General features: G+C 73.7%; 12 protein-coding genes. All 12 read left to right on the forward strand.

What is annotated here, in order from left to right:
- The first annotated feature begins 1 nt into the window (after nucleotide 1).
- From asnB to ACFOSY_RS10645, 12 genes are read left to right on the forward strand one after another with little or no spacing between them, the layout of a single operon-like run.
- Nucleotides 2-1939 carry an asparagine synthase (glutamine-hydrolyzing) gene (asnB, locus tag ACFOSY_RS10590; protein WP_394306495.1) on the forward strand — a complete coding sequence of 646 codons (1938 nt, stop codon included), beginning with the start codon at nucleotides 2-4 and terminating at the stop codon, nucleotides 1937-1939.
- Nucleotides 1940-1956: 17 nt separating this feature from the next.
- Nucleotides 1957-4161: a bi-domain-containing oxidoreductase gene (locus tag ACFOSY_RS10595; RefSeq protein ID WP_394306496.1), complete on the forward strand. Its 2205-nt coding sequence runs from the start codon at nucleotides 1957-1959 to the stop codon at nucleotides 4159-4161.
- Nucleotides 4158-6101, forward strand: a complete 1944-nt coding sequence (locus tag ACFOSY_RS10600; protein WP_394306497.1) for a heparinase II/III family protein — start codon at nucleotides 4158-4160, stop codon at nucleotides 6099-6101. Before ACFOSY_RS10595 ends, ACFOSY_RS10600 begins: the two co-directional genes overlap by 4 nt.
- A gap of 9 nt (nucleotides 6102-6110) precedes the next feature.
- Complete coding sequence (locus ACFOSY_RS10605; RefSeq protein WP_394306498.1) at nucleotides 6111-7691, forward strand: right-handed parallel beta-helix repeat-containing protein; 1581 nt, start codon at nucleotides 6111-6113, stop codon at nucleotides 7689-7691.
- Nucleotides 7684-8937, forward strand: a complete 1254-nt coding sequence (locus tag ACFOSY_RS10610; protein ID WP_394306499.1) for an O-antigen ligase domain-containing protein — start codon at nucleotides 7684-7686, stop codon at nucleotides 8935-8937. The genes ACFOSY_RS10605 and ACFOSY_RS10610 overlap by 8 nt, the downstream gene beginning before the upstream one ends.
- Nucleotides 8938-10203: a glycosyltransferase gene (locus ACFOSY_RS10615; RefSeq protein ID WP_394306500.1), complete on the forward strand. Its 1266-nt coding sequence runs from the start codon at nucleotides 8938-8940 to the stop codon at nucleotides 10201-10203. It begins immediately after the preceding gene.
- A complete protein-coding gene (locus ACFOSY_RS10620) occupies nucleotides 10200-11435 on the forward strand; it encodes a class I SAM-dependent methyltransferase (protein ID WP_394306501.1) in 1236 nt (411 codons plus the stop codon). Before ACFOSY_RS10615 ends, ACFOSY_RS10620 begins: the two co-directional genes overlap by 4 nt.
- Nucleotides 11432-12232, forward strand: a complete 801-nt coding sequence (locus ACFOSY_RS10625) for a glucose-1-phosphate cytidylyltransferase (RefSeq protein WP_394306502.1) — start codon at nucleotides 11432-11434, stop codon at nucleotides 12230-12232. Before ACFOSY_RS10620 ends, ACFOSY_RS10625 begins: the two co-directional genes overlap by 4 nt.
- The gene (locus tag ACFOSY_RS10630) at nucleotides 12229-12876 is read left to right on the forward strand and encodes a PIG-L deacetylase family protein (RefSeq protein WP_394306503.1); all 648 of its coding nucleotides are present in this window, start codon (nucleotides 12229-12231) and stop codon (nucleotides 12874-12876) included. Before ACFOSY_RS10625 ends, ACFOSY_RS10630 begins: the two co-directional genes overlap by 4 nt.
- A 4-nt stretch (nucleotides 12877-12880) precedes the next feature.
- Entirely contained in the window at nucleotides 12881-13906 is a 1026-nt protein-coding gene (locus ACFOSY_RS10635; RefSeq protein ID WP_394306504.1) for an NAD-dependent epimerase/dehydratase family protein, read from the forward strand.
- 17 nt (nucleotides 13907-13923) lie between these two features.
- Nucleotides 13924-15177, forward strand: coding sequence for a DUF4910 domain-containing protein (locus tag ACFOSY_RS10640; RefSeq protein WP_394306702.1), 1254 nt, complete (start codon nucleotides 13924-13926; stop codon nucleotides 15175-15177).
- Between the two features lie 5 nt (nucleotides 15178-15182).
- Entirely contained in the window at nucleotides 15183-16499 is a 1317-nt protein-coding gene (locus tag ACFOSY_RS10645) for a hypothetical protein (RefSeq protein WP_394306505.1), read from the forward strand.
- The last annotated feature ends 4 nt before the right edge of the window (nucleotides 16500-16503 follow it).

Consider the following 16503-nt stretch of genomic DNA (forward strand, 5'->3'; position numbering starts at 1 on the left):
CATGTGCGGCATCGCAGGCACGTACCGGTGGCCGGACGGCAAGGCGGTCACCGACCGGCTCACCGAGACCCTCGCCCACCGCGGCCCGGACGGGTCCGGGACGTACGCCCACTCGCTGGGCGACGGCGAGGTGCACCTCGGGCACCGCAGGCTGGCCATCCTCGACCTGTCCGGCACCGGCGCCCAGCCGATGGTGTCGGACGGTCTGGCCCTGACGTACAACGGCGAGCTGTACAACGCGCCGGAGCTGCGGGCCGAACTGGAGGGCGCAGGGGTGCGGTTCCGGGGCACCTCGGACACCGAGGTGCTGCTTCAGGCGTGGCGGCGCTGGGGCACGGACTGTCTGCCCCGGCTGCGCGGCATGTTCGCGTTCGGGATCTTCGACGAGCGGACCGGTGAACTGGTGCTGGCACGCGACCAGTTGGGCATCAAGCCGCTGTTCCTGCTGCGGCGCGGCGAGGGGCTGGTATTCGCCTCGGAGCTGAAGGCGCTCGCGGCGGTGACCGGCGGGTCGCTGGAGGTGGACCCGGCGGCGCTGGTCGCCTCGCTGCTGTACTACTGGGTGCCGGACTCGCGGTGCGCGTTCCGGGGGGCGGAGAAGCTGCCGCCGGGGACCTGGCTGTCGTGCCGCCCGGACGGCTCGGTGCGGCGCGGGCGGTTCTGGGATCTGCGGGAGGTCGCCGCCGAGGGGCAGGAGCGGGCGCGGTCCGGGGACGTGCCGGACCTGGCGGCCGTGGTGGAGGAGTCGACGCGGCGCCATCTGCTGTCCGACGTGCCGGTGGCGACGTTCCTGTCCGGCGGTCTGGACTCCAGCTATCTGACCGCGCTGGCGGCCCGCGACCGGCCCGGCGTCCCCGCGTACACGATCGGGTTCCGGGCCGAGGACGCGCGGTTCGAGGCGATGCCGGACGACCTGCGCTACGCCCGCCGGGTGGCGGAGCGGTTCGGGGTGAATCTGCGGGAGATCGAGATCGCCCCGGACGTGCAGGAGCTGCTGCCGCGGATGACGTACCACCTGGACGAGCCGGTCGGCGACCCGGCGGCGATCAACACTTTCCTGATCTGCTCGGCCGCCCGGGAGGCCGGGGTGAAGGTGATGCTGTCGGGGATGGGCGCCGACGAGCTGTTCGCCGGGTACCGCAAGCACCTGGCGAACCTGATCGCGGTGCGCTACCGGCGGGTGCCGGGGCCGGTGCGGCACTCGGTGGCCGCGGCCGTGGACCGGCTGCCGGTCGCCACCCGCCGGCGCGGGCTGCGCTCGGTGCGGTTCGCCAAGCGGTTCCTGACCTTCGCCGGCCTGCCGGAGGAGACCGCGTTCCGCCGCAGCTACACCCTGTACGACCGGGAGGAGCTGATCGGGCTGCTCGACCCGGACCTGGCCCCGGCGGTGGACGACGTGCTGACCGAGCACGCGGACGTCTACCACGACAACGCCCTCGACGACTTCGTGAACCGCATGTGCCTGGCGGACGCCCGGATGTTCCTGCCGGGCCTCAACCTCGCCTACACCGACCGGTCGAGCATGGCCGCGTCGACGGAGGTGCGGGTGCCGTACGTGGACGTCGAGGTGGTCAGGGCGGCGTTCGCGGTGCCCGGCGCGCGGAAGATCGCGGGGCGGCAGGGCAAGGCGGTGCTGAAGGAGGCCGCCACGACGGTGCTGCCGAAGGAGATCGTGTACCGGCCCAAGGGCCTGTTCAGCGCCCCGCTGCGGGCCTGGATGAGCCGGGATCTCGCACCCCTGGTGCGGGAGGTGGTGGACGACGGGCTGCTGGTCCGCTCCGGCTTCCTGCGCCGGGAGGCGCTGGCGCGCATGGTCGCCGAGGACGCGGCCGGGCAGCGGGACCACTCCAAGCATCTCTGGCACGTGCTGACCCTCGAGCACTGGTACCGCGACGCGACCTCCAGGGCCGGCCACGACTCCCCCACCTCGACGGCGTAGAGACAAGAGGAACTTTCGTGAAGCAGGTAGTGCAGAACTACAAGAGCGGTGAGCTGGCGCTGCTCGACGTGCCGGTGCCGGGCTGCAAGCCGGGCGGGGTGCTGGTGCGCAGCGCCTTCTCGCTGATCTCCACCGGCACCGAGCTGATGAAGGTGTCCGAGGCCGGCATGTCGATGCTGGGCAAGGCGCGGTCGCGTCCCGACCAGGTGGCGAAGGTCGTGCAGAGCGTCGCCACCAACGGGGTGCCCGCCACGTACCGCAAGGTGATGGGCAAGCTCGACTCGTACACGCCGCTGGGCTATTCGCTGTGCGGGGTGGTGGAGCAGGTCGGCGCCGGGATCGACGACGTGAAGGTGGGCGACCTGGTGGCGTGCGCGGGCAACGAGCACGCGCTGCACGCCGAGTTGAACTGGGTGCCGAAGAACCTGTACGTCCCGGTACCGGACGGGGTCGCGGCGCGGCACGCGGCGTTCGGCACGGTCGGGTCGATCGCGTTGCAGGGTGTGCGGCAGGGCGAGTCGCGGCTCGGCGAGGTGGCCCTGGTGATCGGGCTGGGCCTGATCGGGCAGTTGGTGACGCAGCTGCTGAACGCTTCCGGGGTGCGGGTGGTCGGGGTGGATCCGGACCCGGCGCGCTGCGAGCTGGCGGAGCGGCTGGGCGCGGTGGCCTGCGGCGACCCGGGCTCGGCGAGTGTGGAGAGCGCGGTCGCCGAACTCACCGGCGGCATGGGCGTGGACCAGGTGTATCTGGCGGCCGGCGGGAGCAGCAACCAGCCGGTGGAGCTGGCCGCGCGGCTGTGCCGGGACCGCGGCCGGGTGATCGACATCGGCAAGTGCCGGCTCGACCTGCCGTGGAACGCGTACTACGAGAAGGAACTCGACGTCCGCTTCTCCCGCAGCTACGGGCCCGGGCGCTACGACCCGGAGTACGAACTCCAGGGCCGGGACTACCCGATCGGCTACGTCCGCTGGACCGAGCGCCGCAACCTGGCGTGCTTCCTCGACCTGATCGCCCGGGGGAGCGTCGACGTGGAGCCGCTGGTGTCGCACGTCGCCGGCTTCGAGGACGCCGTGGAGACCTACCGGCGGCTGGAGGAGGGCGAACTCAAGGCGGTGGCGGTGCTGTTCCGGTACGCGCCTGCGCCCGACAACGACGCGCCCGTCGTCGAGGCGCCGGAGGTGACGGTGCCCCGCGTGCCCGAGGTACCGCGGCCGTCCGGCCGGACGGCTCCCGCGCGGCGCTCCGGCCCGGTGCGGCTGGCGTTCGTCGGCGCGGGGAACTACGCGTCGTCGATGCTGCTGCCGCATCTGACCGGGCGCGACGGCGTGGAGCTGTCCACGGTGGTCACCACCACGGCGCTGTCCGCGGCCAACGCCCAGCGCAAGTTCGGCTTCGGCAAGGCCACCACCGACCTGGACGCGGTGCTCGGCGACCCGGCCGTGGACGCGGTGTTCGTGGTGACCCGGCACAGCTCGCACGCCGAGCTGACCCGCCGGGCGCTGCTCGCGGGCAAGGCGGTGTTCGTGGAGAAGCCGCTGGCGCTCACCGAGGAGGAGCTGGCCGGGGTGCTGGCGGCGGTGGAGGAGTCCGGCAACGACCGGATCCAGGTGGGCTTCAACCGCCGGTTCGCGCCGCTGCTGCGGGAGGCCAAGGAGCGGTTCGGCGTCCGCGGCGGCCCGGCGAGCCTGCGCTACCTGGTCAACGCGGGCCGGCTGGAGCACGGCAGCTGGTATCTGCGCCAGGACACCGAGGGGTCGCGGTTCGCCGGGGAGGGCGGGCACTTCGTCGACACCGCGAGCTGGCTCCTGGACGCCGACCCGGTGTCGGTGTACGCGGCCGCCCCGGCCGGCGGCGAGGACCTCCAGATCGTGCTGGGCTACCCGGACGGGTCCACGGCCACGATCAGCTACGTCACCTCGGGTCCGGCGTCCTTCCCGAAGGAGACGCTGGACCTCATCGCGGACAACAAGGTGCTGCGCCTCGACGACTTCGTGCGGGCCGCCGTGCACGACGGGCGGCGCCGGCAGTGGGTCGGCTCGCGGCTGCCGAAGGCGCGGGACAAGGGGCAGAACGCCGAGCTGGCGGCGTTCGTGAAGGCCGTGCGGACCGGCGGGCCGATGCCGGTGCCGCTGGAGTCGCTGGCCGCGACGACGACGGCCACGCTCGCCGTGCGCACGGCGCTGGCGAGCGGTGTCCCGGTCACCCTGGCGGGGGCGCGATGAGCATGGGCGCAGGGTGGTACCTGCGGCGGCTGTCCCGGATGGGGCCGCGGGAGGCCGGCGGCCGGGCGGCCGACGCGGTGCGCCGCCGGCGCTGGCGGTCGGCGCCGCCGGAGCGGCCGCCGGTGACGGGCGTCCGGTTCACGGCCGTGCTGCCCGAGGGCGCGCTCGCCGCGGTGGCGCCGGACGCGGTGAAGCGTCTGGTGGCCGAGGCGGACCGGCTGATGGCGGGGCGGGCCGAGTTCTTCGGGGTGGTCCGCGACGACATGGCGGACCCGGACTGGCAGTGGGACCCGAGGACCGGGCGCCGCGCCCCGCTGGACCACGCCTTCGACGTGCCGTACCGGGACGAGGATGCGGTCGGCGACATCAAGCAGATCTGGGAGCCGTCCCGGCACCAGTACCTGACCGTGCTGGCCGCCGCGTACGCGCTCACCGGGAACGACCGGTACGCGGAGCGGGCGGCCGCGCATCTGCGGTCGTGGTGGGAGGCCAACCCGCCGCTGCGGGGCGCGCACTGGGTGAGCGGCATCGAGCTGGGCATCCGGCTGCTGTCGTGGGTGTGGGTCCGGCGGCTGCTGGACGGCTGGGCGGGCGCGCCCGCGTTGTTCGAGGAGAACCCTGCGGCGCTGGACCAGATCTGGCACCACCAGCGCTGGCTGGCCGCGTTCCCCAGCCGGGGGTCGTCGGCGAACAACCACGCGGTCGCCGAGGCCGCCGGGCAGCTCGCCGCGTCCTGCGCGTTCGGCTGGTTCCCGTACTCGCCGCGGTGGCGGGCGGACGCGCTGCGCGACCTGGACCGGCACTTGCGCGCCAACACCTTCCTGTCGGGGATCAACCGGGAGCTGGCGAGCGAGTACCACGGGCTGGTGCTGGAGCTGGGCCTGGCCGCGCTCGCCGAGGCGGACGCCGCGGGCCTGTCCGTCCCGCCGACGACGCGGCTGGTGCTGCTGCGGATGACGGACGCGCTCGCGGCCGTCGTCGACAACCGGCTGCGCCCGCCGCGTCAGGGGGACGCGGACGACGGGTACGGGCTGGTGCTGGACGGCCCGGACACCGACCGCTGGGGGTCGCTGCTGGCCACCGGGGAGGCGGTGTTCGGCCGGCGCGCCTGGTGGCCCGAGGTGCCGGGCGCCGACGTCCGCACCCCGCTGCTCGCGTCGCTGGTCACGCCGTACGGCGCGGGCGTGGCCCGTCCGGAGAGCCGGCCCGCGCACTTCGCGGACGCGGGGCTCACCGTGCTGCGGGGGCCCGGGGAGATCTGGTGCCGCTGCGACGGCGGACCGCACGGCTTCCTGTCGATCGCCGCGCACGCCCACGCGGACGCGCTGTCCGTGGAGGTGCGGCACGACGGGGTGGACGTGCTGGCCGACCCCGGCACGTACTGCTACCACGGCCGGCCGGAGTGGCGGAGCTACTTCCGGTCCACGCTCGGCCACAACACGCTCGAGGCGGGCGGCCGGGACCAGTCGGTGTCCGGCGGCCCGTTCCTGTGGACGCGGCACGCCGTGACGCGGGTGCTGGCGGTGGACGCCGGCGGGGAGAAGGCGGCGCGCTGGGTCGCCGAACACGACGGCTACCGCCCGCTGACCCACCGGCGGCAGGTGGAGGTCGCCAGGGACAGGGGCGAGGTGCGGGTGGTCGACTCGGTGAGCGGCGACCGCCGGGAGGTGCGGCTGGCGTTCCATCTCGGTCCGTCGGTGACGGCGGAGCTGGCGGGGAACCGGGCGCGGCTCACCTGGACGCGGGACGGTGAGGACCGCTCGGCGGTGCTCGACCTGCCGGCCGGGCTCACCTGGCGGGCGCACCGCGGGGAGACGGGGCCGCCGCTGGGCTGGTACTCCCCCGGGTTCGGGCGCAAGGTGCCGAGCACCACGCTGGTCGGCAGCGGATCCGTCGACGGGACGGCCGAGTTCACCACCGTTCTCGGGTTCGACGGCTAGGGGGCTGCGATGGGTCTGCGTGGAGGAGGACGCGTGCGCCGGTGGCGGCGCTGGGCGTCCGCGGCCGGGCTGGTGCTGGCGCTGGTGGCGACCGCCGGCTGCGAGAGCGATCCCGAGCCGGCGGACACGCCGGACGGGCGGTCGCGGCCGGACGCCCGGACGCAGCCGGAGGACACCGGCGGGGCGCCGCGGGCCGTGGCCCGGGTGTGCGAGAAGCCCGAGCCGGGACCGGCGAAGGCGCCGTCCGGCGCGGTGACCGTGGACCCGTCCGTGCCCGGCGACCTCTCCGCGAAGACCGACTCCCACCCGGCCGGCACCACGTTCTGGCTGAAGCCCGGCAGGCACCGGCTGGCCGACGACCGGTACGCCCAGGTGGAGCCCAAGGACGGCGACACCTACATCGGCGCGCCCGGCGCGGTGCTCGACGGCCGGCGGACGAACCAGTACGCCTTCGGCGGCGGCGCGAGCGACGTGACCGTCCGGCACCTGACCGTGCAGGGGTTCGTCGCGCCGCACGACGAGGGCGTGGTCAACCACGACTCGGCCGACGGCTGGGTCGTCGAGCACTCCCGGATCCAGTACAACTCCGGCGCCGGACTGATGGCCGGGTCGGGCCAGCAGGTGCGGGCGAGCTGCCTGCGCGGCAACGGCCAGTACGGCATGAACGCCTACAAGGGGTCGGGGCCGCTGCGCGACCTGGTGCTGGAGGGCAACGAGATCACCGGCAACAACCGGCACGACTGGGAGCGGAAGCGGCCGGGCTGCGGCTGCACCGGGGGCGTCAAGTTCTGGGCCGTCGACGGCGCGGACGTGCGCGGCAACTGGGTGCACGACAACCGGGGCACCGGCCTGTGGGCGGACACCAACAACAACGACTTCCTGATCGAGGGCAACGTCCTGGAGGACAACGACGGCGCCGCCCTGATGTACGAGACCAGTTACAACGCGGTGATCCGCGACAACACGATCCGGCGGAACAACTGGGTCGAGGGCAGGCGGTACGCCGAGCGCGGCGACACCTTCCCGTTCGCCACCGTCTACATCTCGGAGTCCGGCGGCGAGCCCCGCGTGAAGGCCCGCACCGACACGCTGGAGATCTCCGGGAACCTCTTCGAGGACAACTGGAACGCGATCACCCTGTGGGAGAACGCCGACCGGTTCTGCAACAGCCCCGCCAACACCTCCTCGGCCGACTGCACGCTGCTCGTCGAGGACATCGACCGCTGTGCCCGGCCGGGCATCGCCTCCGCGCCGCTGTACGCCGACTGCCGGTGGCGGACCCAGCGGGTGGACATCCACGACAACCGGTTCCTGCTGGACAAGTCGGCGATGGACTGCACGTCGATGTGCGACCGCATGGCGGTGCTCGCCAACTACGGCACCTATCCGGACTGGTCGCCGTACATGGGCGAGAAGGTCGCCGACGCGATCACGCTGAAGCAGCACAACCGCTGGCGGGACAACGTCTACGAGGGGCCGTGGACGTTCGTCGCGCACGACCCGAGCGGGGAGCTGGACTTCCAGGAGTGGCGGGGCGCGCCGTACCGGCAGGACGCGGGCAGCACCTACCGCGCCGGGGACGGTGGTTGACGTGCGGGTGGAGCACACGCCGAGGACGGTCCAGGCGGTGTGGGGGCTGCTGGTCCTCAACACCCTCGGCTCCACGGGCGCGGAGACGATCGTGCCGCTGCCCCGGTCGCTGATCCAGATGGTCACGATGGGCGCGCTGGTCGCCGCGTTCGTGCTGGCGCTCGCCGTCAACCTGCGGCTGCGGGTGCGGGCGAGCGCGTTCCTGCTGCTGCTCAGCCTGCTGCTGGTGCCGAGCCTGATCTCCAGCGTGGATCTGAGCGCCGGGTTCGGGGCGCTGTTCCGGTGCGGCAGGTTCGCGGTGTTCGTCACCACGCTGTGGCTGGTCAGCCGCTGGTGGGACGGCTCCACCACGTTCGTGCGGTACCACATCCGCTGGTACTTCCTGGTGCTGTGCTCGGTGGCCGCCGGTCTGCTGCTGTCGCCGGGGGCCGCCCTGCCCGACCTCTACGGCGGCCGGCTCGTGGGCGCGCTGTGGCCGCTGACGCCGCCGCAGATCGGGCAGTACGCGGCGGTGGTCGTGGGGCTCGCCGTGCTGCTGGTGCTGGGCCGCCGCACCGACCGCAGGAGCGCCGCGCTGGTGATCGTGCCGTCGCTGGGGCTGCTCGCCCTCACGCACACCCGGACGGCGACCGTCGGGCTGCTCGCCGGTCTGGTGGTGGCGATCGGCTCGATGGTGCTGACCAGCGCCGCCGCCCGCCGCTGGTTCGGCTGGGCGATGGCGATCGCGGCGGTCGCGGCGGTCGCGTTCGGGTCGCTGCTCCAGGCGTGGTTCCTGCGCGGGCAGACCGAGGAGAACTTCTCCACCCTCACCGGCCGCGCCAAGGTGTGGGAGGCGCTGCTGGACGCGCCCCGTACGGGCGCGGAGCGGCTGTTCGGGGTGGGGCTGGGCGACAAGTCGTTCGACGGGCTGCCCATCGACAACAGCTGGCTGGCCGTCTACCACGAGCAGGGCCTGCTGGGCGTGGGGCTGGTGGCCGCCTTCGTGCTCGTGCTGGGCGCGGTCGCGCTGCTGCGTCCGCCGTCGCTCGCGCGGGCCTGCGCGATGTTCCTGATCACCTACTGCGGGCTCGCCTCGTACACCGAGGCCGGCCTGGGCGACGCCTCGCCCTATCTGCTGCACCTGGCCCTGGCGGCCTCGCTGCTGGCGGCGCCCGCCGACCCGCCCGCGCCCGGGGCCGGTCCGCCGGCGCCGGAACCCGTCCGGCGGACCGTCGCGCGGCCGGTCCGCGGCAAGGAGGTGGCGTGAATGCACGTCATGGTGGTGCACAACCGCTACGCGTCGGCGCAGCCGAGCGGGGAGAACAAGGTCGTCGACCAGGAGGTGGCGCTGCTGCGGGAGGCCGGCCACCGGGTCGGGGTGTTCGAGCGGCGCAGCGACGACATCGCCGCCCGCTCGCTGCCTGCGAAGGCGGCGATCCCGCTGCTGGTGCCGTGGAACCCGGCGGTGCGCACCCGGCTGGCCGAGCGGCTGCGCGCCGAACGGCCGGACGTGGTGCACCTGCACAACGTCTTCCCGCTGCTGTCGCCCGCGGTGATCGCCGCCTGCGCGGACGCGGGGGTGCCGGCCGTCGCCACGCTGCACAACTACACCCAGGTGTGCCCGCCGGGCACCCTGCACCGGGACGGCTCGCCGTGCACCGCGTGCGTGGGCCGGGCGCCGCTGCCCGCGGTCCGGCACGGCTGCTACCGCGGCTCCCGGCTCGCGACGGTGCCGCTCGCGGTGAGCCTGTCGGTCAACCGGCGGCGCTGGTGGTCGGGCGTGGAGCGGTTCTTCTGCATCTCGGCGGCGCAGCGCGACGTGCTGGCGGGCGCCGGGATGCCGGCCGGACGGCTCGTGGTGAAGCACAACTTCGTGCCCGAGACGGACGTGCGCCGCACCGGCCCCGGTGAGCACCTGCTGTATCTGGGCCGGCTCGCCGAGGTGAAGGGCGTGCGGCTGCTGATGGCCGCGTGGGACGCGCTCGCCGCCGCCGGCGGGGTGGGCGTGCCGCTGGTGGTCGCCGGCACCGGGCCGCTGGAGGCGGAGGTGGCGGCCTGGGCGGCGGGCCGGGACGACGTGCGCTACGTCGGCCTGTACGACCGGGCGCGGTGCCGTGAGGCCGTCGCGCGGGCGGTGGCCGTGGTGGCCCCGTCGACGTGGAAGGAGGCGTTCGGCCTGGTCGTCGTGGAGGCGATGGCGGCGGGGGTGCCGGCCGTCGCCGCCGGGCACGGCGCCTTCACCGAGCTGGTGGAGGACGGGGTGACCGGGCTGCTGCACCGGCCGGACGACGCCGCGTCGCTGGCCGCCGCGCTGCGCCGGATCGGCACGGGGAGCGAGGAGAACCGGGAGATGGGGCGGGCCGCCCGGCTGCGGTACGAGCGGGGCTTCAGCCCCGAGGTCGGGCTGGCGCGCCTGGAGGAGGGGTACCGCGCGGCGATCGCGGGACACGGCGGGGCGGACCCGTCGCGAGGGGACACGCACACGGGCTCGCGCCGGGGGGACCTGCGCGAGCGGGATGGGGGAAGCAGATGACACGTTGCCGACTGTGCGGTTCGACGGCGCTGGAGAGCGTCGTCGACCTGGGGGCGACACCGCCGTGCGAGAGCTTTCTCGCCGCGGAGCAGCTGGACGCGCCCGAGCCGACGTACCCGCTGCATCTGCGGGTGTGCACCGACTGCTGGCTGGCGCAGCTCCCGCCGCTGATCACGCCGGAGGAGACGTTCAGCGAGTACGCGTACTTCTCGTCGTACTCCTCCTCCTGGGTGGAGCACGCGCGCGTCTTCGTCGAGGACGCGGCGGCGCGGCTGGCGCTCGGCTCCGACTCGTTCGTGGTGGAGGTGGCGAGCAACGACGGCTATCTGCTGCGGCACGTGGTGGAGCGGGGGGTGCGCTGCCTGGGCGTCGAGCCGTCGGTGAACGTCGGCGCGGCGGCGCGGGAGGCGGGCGTGCCCACGCTCACCGCGTTCCTGAGCCCGGAGACGGGTGCGGCGGTGCGCGCCGAGCACGGCCCCGCCGACCTGGTGGTCGCCAACAACGTGTACGCGCACATCCCCGACGTCATCGGCTTCACCAAGGGGCTGCGCGCCCTGGTCGCCGACGACGGCTGGGTCTCGATCGAGGTGCAGCACCTGCTCACCCTCATCGAGGAGAACCAGTACGACACGATCTACCACGAGCACTTCCAGTACTACACGGTCGCCTCCGCGATCCGGGCCCTGGCGAGCGGCGGGCTTGCCCTGGTGGACGTGGAGCTGCTGCCCACGCACGGCGGTTCGCTGCGGCTGTGGGCCCGGCCCGAGGAGGCGGCCGGCGAGCCGAGCCGGCGGGTGGCGGACGTGCTGGCCCGGGAGAAGGCCGCCGGGCTCCAGGAGCTGTCCGGGTACACCGAGTTCTCCGCCCGGGTCGCCAAGGTGCGCCGGGACCTGCTGCGGTTCCTGGTCGACGCGGCCGAGCGCGGCGAGACGGTCGTCGGGTACGGCGCGCCGGGCAAGGGCAACACGCTGCTCAACCACTGCGGGATCCGGCCCGACCTGCTGCCGTACACGGTGGACCGCAACCCGTACAAGCACGGCCGGTACACGCCGGGCACGCGCATCCCGATCCTGCCGCCGGACCGGATCGCCGCCGACCGGCCGGACTACGTGCTGGTGCTGCCCTGGAACCTGCGCGCCGAGCTGGCCGAGCAGCTGGCGTACGTGCACGAGTGGGGCGGCCGGCTGGTCTTCCCCATCCCGGAACTGAGCATTGTCGAGGTCGAGCGATGAAGGTCGTACTGTTCTGCGGCGGTTACGGGCTGCGCATGCGCGCCGGGGCGAACGACGACATCCCCAAGCCCATGGCGATGGTCGGGCCGCGCCCGCTGATCTGGCACGTGATGCGCTACTACGCGCACTTCGGGCACAAGGAGTTCATCCTGTGCCTGGGTTACGGCGCCCACCACATCAAGAACTTCTTCCTCACCTACGAGGAGACCGTCTCCAACGACTTCGTGCTGCGCGGCGGCCGCACCGAGCTGCTGACCACCGACATCGCCGACTGGACCATCACCTTCGCGCAGACCGGCATCGAGTCGCCGATCGGGGAGCGGCTGCGCCGGGTGCGGCACCATCTGGACGGCGACGAGATGTTCCTCGCCAACTACGCGGACGTGCTCACCGACGCCCCGCTGCCGGAGATGATCGACCGGTTCTCCCGCCGGGACGCGGGCGCGTCGATGATGGTGGTGCCGCCGCAGTCGTCGTTCCACTGCGTGGAGCTGGGCCAGGACGGCCTGGTGGGCGGCATCACCCCGGTGAGCGACCTGCCGCTGTGGGAGAACGGCGGCTACTTCGTGCTGCGCCAGGAGATCTTCGACCACATCCCCGAGAACGGAGATCTCGTCGCCGACGGGTGTGCCCAACTGGCCAAGCGGGGAAGGCTCGTTGCGCACCGGCATCGCGGTTTCTGGAAGCCGACCGACACCGTGAAGGAACGCGCGGCGCTGGACGAGGCCTACGCCAGGGGGGACCGGCCGTGGGCGGTGTGGGAGCGGGAGCGTGCGGGGACGGGGGTGAGCGCGTGATCCGGCTGAGAACCGGGCGTCTGGAGCGGGTCGTCGCGGTGGGCGCGCACTGCGACGACATCGCCATCGGCGCCGGCGGGACCCTGCTGACCCTGTGCCGGGCCCACCCGGGCCTCAGGGTCGACGCGCTGGTGCTGTCCGGCGGCGGCACGGAACGCGAGCAGGAGGAGCAGGAGGCGCTCGCCGCCTTCTGCCCCGGTGCCGACGTGCGGCTGACCGTGGAAAAGCTGCCCGACGGGCGGCTGCCCGCGCACTGGGCGGAGGCCAAGGCCGCGGTCGAGGAGCTGCGTGCCCTCACCGAGCCCGACCTGGTGCTCGCCCCGCGCACCGAGGACGCGCACCAGGACCACCGGGGCGTGGCGAAGCTGATGACGACCGCGTTCCGCGACCATCTCGTGCTCGGCTACGAGATCGTCAAGTGGGACGGGGACCTGGGCCGTCCGGTGGTGTACCAGCCGCTGGCCCCGGACACGGCCGAGGACAAGGTGCGGCTGCTGCAGGAGCACTATCCCTCGCAGCGGCACCGGCCGTGGTACGACCGGGAGGCCTTCCTCGGGCTGGCCCGGATCCGCGGCATCGAGAGCAACGCCCGGTACGCCGAGGCGTTCGCCGTCACCAAACTGACTGTCGACCTGGGGGGTTGAAACCTTGCGCGTACTGCTCACCGGACACCAGGGCTATCTGGGCACCGTGATGGCCCCGGTGCTCACGGCCGCCGGACACGAGGTCGTCGGGCTGGACGCCGGCCTGTTCGCCGACTGCGTGCTGGGGCCGAGGCCCGCGGACCCTCCGGGGACGCGGGTGGACCTGCGGGACGTCACGGCCGACCACGTGGCCGGGGTGGACGCCGTGATCCACCTGGCCGCCCTGTCCAACGACCCGCTGGGGGCGCTGGCGCCGGAACTCACCTACGACATCAACCACCACGCGTCCGTGCGGCTGGCGAAGCTGGCCCAGGACGCGGGCGTGCGCCGCTTCCTGTACGCCTCGACCTGCTCGGTCTACGGCGCGGCGGGCGGCGACGACCTGGTGGCCGAGGACGCCCCGCTGCGCCCGGTGACGCCGTACGCCGAGTCCAAGGTGCGGGTCGAGGACGACCTGCACGAGCTGGCCGACGACGACTTCAGCCCGGTCTACATGCGCAACGCGACCGCCTTCGGGTACTCGCCGCGGCTGCGCGCCGACATCGTGCTGAACAACCTGGTGGGGCACGCCTTGCTGTCCGGCGAGGTGCTGGTGCTGTCCGACGGCACGCCGTGGCGCCCGCTGGTGCACGCCGCGGACATCGCGCGGGCGTTCACGGCCGCCCTTCAGGCGCCGCGTGAGGCGGTGCACGACCGGGCGTTCAACATCGGCAGCGAGACCAACAACGTCACGGTCGCGGAGATCGCCCAGCAGGTCGCGGACGCGGTGGACGGCTCCAAGGTGGTCATCACCGGGGAGACGGGGGCGGATCCGCGTTCCTACCGGGTGGACTTCTCCCGCTTCCGCGAGGCGGTCCCGGGCTTCGCGTGCGAGTGGTCGGTGAAGCGCGGCGCGCTGGAACTCGCCGACGCCTACCGGGCGCACGGCCTCACCCGGGAGGCTTTCGAGCAGCGGTTCACCCGGCTCGCCGTGCTGCGCGCCGCGTCCGAGGCGGGCGAGGTCGACGACACGCTGAGGCGGCGGTCGTGACCACGCCCGGCGAGGAGATGCACGCCCTGGTGGAGCGGATGTACCCGCTCCGCCGGAGCATCACCGGCGACGGGGTGCGCGCCACCCTGGACGTCGTCGGCGAGCTGCTGCCGCTCGAGGTGCACGAGGTGCCCACCGGCACGCAGGTGCTGGACTGGACGGTGCCGCAGGAGTGGAACGTCCGCGAGGCGTGGATCGCCGACCCGTCCGGGCGGCGGGTCGTCGACCTCGCCGACTCCAGCCTGCACGTGCTGGGCTACAGCGTGCCGGTGTCGGCGCGGATGCCGCTGTCCGAGCTGCGCCCCCATCTGCACACCCTGCCCGACCGCCCGACGTGGGTGCCGTACCGCACCAGTTACTACAAGCCGGACTGGGGGTTCTGTCTGACGCAGGAGACCCTGGACGCGCTGCCCGACGGCGAGTACGAGGTGCGGATCGACTCCACCCTGGCGGACGGGCATCTCACCTACGCCGAGCACGTGGTGCCGGGCCAGGTGCCCGACGAGGTGCTCGTCTCCAGTCACGTCTGCCATCCGGCGCTGGCCAACGACAACCTGGCCGGCATCGCGGTGGCGGCGTTCCTCGCCCGGTCGCTGGCCGGGTCCACGCCGTACTACACGTACCGCTTCCTGTTCGCGCCCGGCACCATCGGGGCGATCACCTGGCTGGCCCGCAACGCCGGACGGGTGGAGCGGGTGAAGCACGGGCTGGTGCTGGCCTGCGCGGGCGACCGCGGCTCGCTGACGTACAAGCGCAGCAGGCGCGGGGACGCGGAGATCGACCGGGTGATGCGGTACGTGCTGGAGACCTCCGGACGCCCGCACGAGATACGGGAGTTCACCCCGTACGGCTACGACGAGCGGCAGTTCTGCTCGCCGGGGTTCGACCTGGGCGTGGGGTCGCTCAGCCGGACCCCGTACGCCGGCTACCCGGAGTACCACACCTCGGCGGACGACCTGGACTTCGTGACGCCCGAGGCGATGGAGGACACCCTGGCCGTCTGCCGGGAGGCGTTCGCCGTGCTCGACCGAGACCGGCGGTACGTCAACCTCAGCCCGTACGGGGAGCCGCAGTTGGGGCGGCGCGGGCTGTACGCGGCGCTGGGCGGCCGCAGTGACGCGCAGGAGGCCCAGATGGCGATGCTGTGGGTGCTCAGCCTCTCCGACGGCGAGCACGGTCTGCTGGACGTGGCCGAGCGGGCCGGTCTGCCGTTCGACACCGTCGTCGCGGCGGCCGACGCCCTGCACGGCGCCGGGCTGGTCAAGGCGTGAGCCCGGTGGCCGCCGAGGGAGACAAGTCGCCGACTCCGCCGCCGACGACGGCGGCGGCGCCGGCGGCGCGCCCGGCCCGCACCGTCACGCGGGCCGTCGCGGGCAGGCTGTCGTGGGGGCTGGCCGACCAGGCGGCCTCCAGCCTGTCCAACTTCGCCGTGGGCGTGTACGTGGCACGCTCGCTGGGACTGACCGCGTTCGGCGTGTTCAGCCTGGCCTGGGTGACCTACGGCGTGGTGCTCAGCGTCTCCCGGGGTCTGGCCACCGACCCGCTCGTGGTGCGGTTCAGCGCCGTGTCCGAGGCGTCCTGGCGGCAGGCGGTGTCCCGCTCGACGGGCACCTCGCTGGGCGTCGGCGCGGTCATCGGCGTGCTGTGCCTGGCGTTGTGGCCGCTGCTCGGCGGCAGCGTGGGGGCCGCCTTCGCCTGCCTGGGCGTGGTGCTGCCCGGGCTGCTGCTCCAGGACGCCTGGCGGTACTCGTTCTTCGCGGCCGGCGTGGGCCGGAAGGCGTTCGTCAACGACGTGGTGTGGGGCGTGGCGCTGATCCCCGCCATGGTCGTGGCGGCGCAGGCGGGCACGGTGCCCGCGTTCGTGCTCGCCTGGGGCGGCTCGGCCGCGGTGGCCGCCGCGTACGGCTGGGCGCAGTCCGGCATCCGGCCGCGGCTCACCGGGGCCCGGCCCTGGATCCGCGACCACCGTGACCTCGGCTACCGGTACCTGGTCGAGAACACCTGCGTGAGCGGCGCCGGCCAGCTGCGCGCGTACGGGCTCGGCGCCATCGTCGGCGTCGGCGCGGTCGGCGTCGTCCGGGGCGCCGAACTGCTGCAAGGCCCGTTCCTGGCCGTGCTGATGGGGCTGACGCTGGTCACCGTGGCCGAGGCGGCGCGGATGCTGCGGCAGGCCCCGCACCGGCTCGGCCGGTTCTGTCTGTTCCTGGGCGGCGGCCAGGCGGTCGCCGCCCTGCTGTGGGGCGGCGTGCTGCTGCTGATGCCGGACCGGGCGGGGGAACTGGTCCTCGGCGACGTCTGGCCCGCCGCCAAGGAACTCATCGTTCCGGCCACCCTCAGTGTCGCGGGGGCCGGCGTCGGTACCGGAGCGGCCGCCGGGCTGCGCGCGCTCGGCGCGGCCCGGCTCAGTCTCCGGTGCCAGATCTTCGCGTCCGTCTGCTACGTGGGGCTCGGGATCGGCGGTGCGGCCCTCGGCGGCACCGTCGGCTCGGCCTGGGGGGCCGCCGCCGCGTCCGTGTGCGGTTCGGCCGCGTGGTGGCTGCACCTGAGGATCGCCCTGCGCGAGCACCACCGAGATCTCTCATCCGTGAAGTGAGGAC

Source organism: Streptomyces lusitanus, assembly GCF_042647945.1.
Classification (GTDB): Bacteria; Actinomycetota; Actinomycetes; order Streptomycetales; family Streptomycetaceae; genus Streptomyces; species Streptomyces pseudogriseolus.

Excerpts from the sequence above, each read along its gene's own strand:
- asnB (WP_394306495.1), top strand. The coding sequence starts at position 2 with ATGTGCGGCATCGCAGGCACGTACCGGTGGCCGGACGGCAAGGCGGTC.
- ACFOSY_RS10600 (WP_394306497.1), top strand. The coding sequence starts at position 4,158 with ATGAGCATGGGCGCAGGGTGGTACCTGCGGCGGCTGTCCCGGATGGGG.
- ACFOSY_RS10605 (WP_394306498.1), top strand. The coding sequence starts at position 6,111 with ATGGGTCTGCGTGGAGGAGGACGCGTGCGCCGGTGGCGGCGCTGGGCG.
- ACFOSY_RS10615 (WP_394306500.1), top strand. The coding sequence starts at position 8,938 with ATGCACGTCATGGTGGTGCACAACCGCTACGCGTCGGCGCAGCCGAGC.
- ACFOSY_RS10620 (WP_394306501.1), top strand. The coding sequence starts at position 10,200 with ATGACACGTTGCCGACTGTGCGGTTCGACGGCGCTGGAGAGCGTCGTC.
- ACFOSY_RS10625 (WP_394306502.1), top strand. The coding sequence starts at position 11,432 with ATGAAGGTCGTACTGTTCTGCGGCGGTTACGGGCTGCGCATGCGCGCC.
- ACFOSY_RS10640 (WP_394306702.1), top strand. The coding sequence starts at position 13,924 with ATGCACGCCCTGGTGGAGCGGATGTACCCGCTCCGCCGGAGCATCACC.